This window comes from Dietzia cercidiphylli (assembly GCF_014145145.1).
Taxonomy (GTDB): domain Bacteria; phylum Actinomycetota; class Actinomycetes; order Mycobacteriales; family Mycobacteriaceae; genus Dietzia; species Dietzia natronolimnaea.
The window spans coordinates 1-2,638 of sequence record NZ_JAALEA010000203.1; the positions used below are offsets into that span (position 1 = coordinate 1).

Below are 2,638 nucleotides of genomic sequence, written 5' to 3' on the forward strand. Positions count from 1 at the left end.
GGCCGGCAGCCGCTCGCCGAGCACCCGGGCGCAGGCCAGTGCGGCGGACGCCGGGTCGTCCATCGCCCGCGGCGCACCGAACACCACGAGCGCGGCGTCGCCGAGGAAGCTGTCCACGACGCCGTCGTACTCCTCGACCGTCTCCACGACCACCCGGAAGAACCGGTTGAGGACGTCCACCACCTCCGAGGCCTCGGACCGCACCGCCATCTCCGTGGACCCGATGATGTCGACGAAGACGACGCCGACCTGGGAGGCGCTGCCGCCCAGTTCGGGGTCCCGCTCCTCGGCCGCCTCCGCGACGTCGCGACCCACGTGGCGGCCGAACAGATCCCGGAGCCGTTCGCGTTCCTGGAGCCCGGCCGCCATCCGGTTGAACCCGCGCTGGAGCTCGCCGAGTTCCGTGCCGTCGTAGACCACCACCCGCCGGGAGAGCGTACCGTCCGTGACGTCCTCCATGGCCCAGCGGAGACTGCGTAGCGGGCCGAGGACCGACCCCGTGCCCAGCGAGACGAGCAGGAATCCGGCGAGGAGCGAGGTGGCGCCGAGCACGATCACGATGACGGCGAGGCGTTCCAGCGACAGGGCCCGGCCCGCCAACGTGTAGATCGCCACGATGATTAGTCCCGCGATCGGCACCCCGCTGCCGACCGCCCAGGCCACGCGGAGCCGCGTCATCGCACCCAGGAACCGGCCGCGGGGAACCGGACCTCCGGCCAGGGCGACCGCGGCGACGGGACGCAGTCCGAAGTCCGCGAAGAGGAACGCCACACCGCAGACGACCATTCCGGAGAAGACGATCGTGAACCCGACCGACGGGATCGCCTCGGGGTCGATCACCCCGAAGGCGGGCGTGACCACGGCCGCGCCCAACAGCCACAGGAACGCCTGGATCAGCGTCATCCGGCCGGGCAACCGGAGGGTCCACACCCGCTCGCGGTCCGTGGGTTCGCGGCCGTCGAGGAACCACCCGACACGCCGGTGGACCGCTCCACGCACCCAGATCGTCCCCACGATCGTCGCCAGCGCCACATACACCGGGACGACGACCGCCGTGGGGACCATGAACTCCCCGGAGGGAAGGGTGGGACCCGGAAGGACGAAGAGGATCAGCACGGCGGCGACGGCCACGCCGACGAGGTTGGAACCGAGTAGCGTCAGGACGAGCAGCACCCGGACCCTCATGGTGCGCAGTCGCGCTGACTCCGTCCCCCGTCCGAGCAGCACCGAGCCCAGTTCCGGGCGGCGCAGCAGGGACAGGTCGAGTCGCACGGTCACATCGTGCCATCTGCGGGCCCCGAAGTGAGGACCTCGTCACACTCGGGGCGGGAACCGTGGTCCGGGGCCCGGTGGGGCGTAGGGTGGGCGAGTCGGCCCGCACCACTCTTGCCTCGGGCCGAATCGGATGTCGACCTCCCGTGGTCGCGCACCGGGCGCGTCGCTTCCGAGCGACGCGGTAACCCAGGAGCGCGCCGGGCAAGACGCCCCATCTATGTACGGAGATTCCTCCCTTGTCACGTTCCTTCGCCGATCTCGGCGTTCCTTCATCCCTGCTCGACGTCCTCACGGGCGTCGACATCGTCACCCCCACCCCCATCCAGTCGGCGACGCTGCCCGACGCGATGTCCGGACGCGACGTCCTGGGCCGCGGCCGCACCGGCTCCGGCAAGACCTACGCGTTCTGCCTCCCGCTGGTCACCCGCCTGGCCGCCTCCGCGCCCGCCGGCGGCCGACGTAAGCGCAACTCCCCCCGCGGGCTCATCCTGGCCCCCACCCGCGAGCTCGCCCGTCAGATCGACGAGACCCTCGCGCCGCTGGCCCGCGCGATGGGCCTCAAGACCACCGTGATCTTCGGCGGCGTCTCACAGGGTCGCCAGGTCAGCGCGCTCGACCAGGGCGTCGACATCGTGGTGGCCTGCCCGGGCCGGCTCGAGGACCTCATGGGCCAGAAGCACTGCCGCATGGACTCGATCGAGGTGAGCGTCCTCGACGAGGCCGACCACATGGCCGACCTCGGCTTCCTCCCGGGAGTCACCCGGATCCTGGCGGCCACGCCTCAGGGTGCCCAGCGCCTGCTGTTCTCCGCGACGCTGGACCAGGGTGTGGACAAGCTGGTCCGCAAGTTCCTCGACAACCCGGTCGTGCACGAGGTCGACGACGGCTCCGCCACCCCCGGCGCGACCGCACACCACGTCTTCCACGTGGACCCGGACGACCGCGTCCGCGCACTGGCGGACCTCGCCGGCGTGAACGAGCGGACCGTCATGTTCACCCGCACCAAGCACGGCGCCAAGCGCCTGGCCAAGCAGCTCTCCGGGCGCGGCGTGACCAGCGTGGATCTGCACGGCAACCTGTCGCAGAACGCACGCGTGCGCAACCTCGACGCGTTCTCCTCCGGCCAGGCGAGCGTGCTCGTGGCCACCGACATCGCCGCGCGCGGCATCCACGTCGACGACGTGGGGCTGGTCGTCCACGCCGATCCGCCCGCCGAGCACAAGGCGTACGTGCACCGCTCGGGCCGGACCGCACGCGCGGGTGCCGTCGGCACCGTGGTCACCGTGGCCACCTCCGACCAGGTCCGTGAGGTGCGCTCGCTGCTGCGCTCGGCCGGCGTGACGGCGGGCGAGATCGTGCTCCC

The 2,638-nt window shown here is 71.8% G+C and carries 2 protein-coding genes; one reads left to right on the forward strand and one right to left on the reverse strand.

Annotated elements, in window-relative coordinates; genetic code table 11:
• On the reverse strand, positions 1–1,272 hold a 1,272-nt coding region (locus G6028_RS07990), incomplete at its 3' end, for a HAMP domain-containing protein (RefSeq protein ID WP_182658561.1).
• A 239-nt stretch (positions 1,273–1,511) separates the two neighbouring features.
• Between G6028_RS07990 and G6028_RS07995 the strand changes: the two genes are divergently transcribed.
• Positions 1,512–2,638 (forward strand): DEAD/DEAH box helicase (locus tag G6028_RS07995; protein ID WP_182658562.1); only part of this gene is annotated, 1,127 nt, incomplete at its 3' end.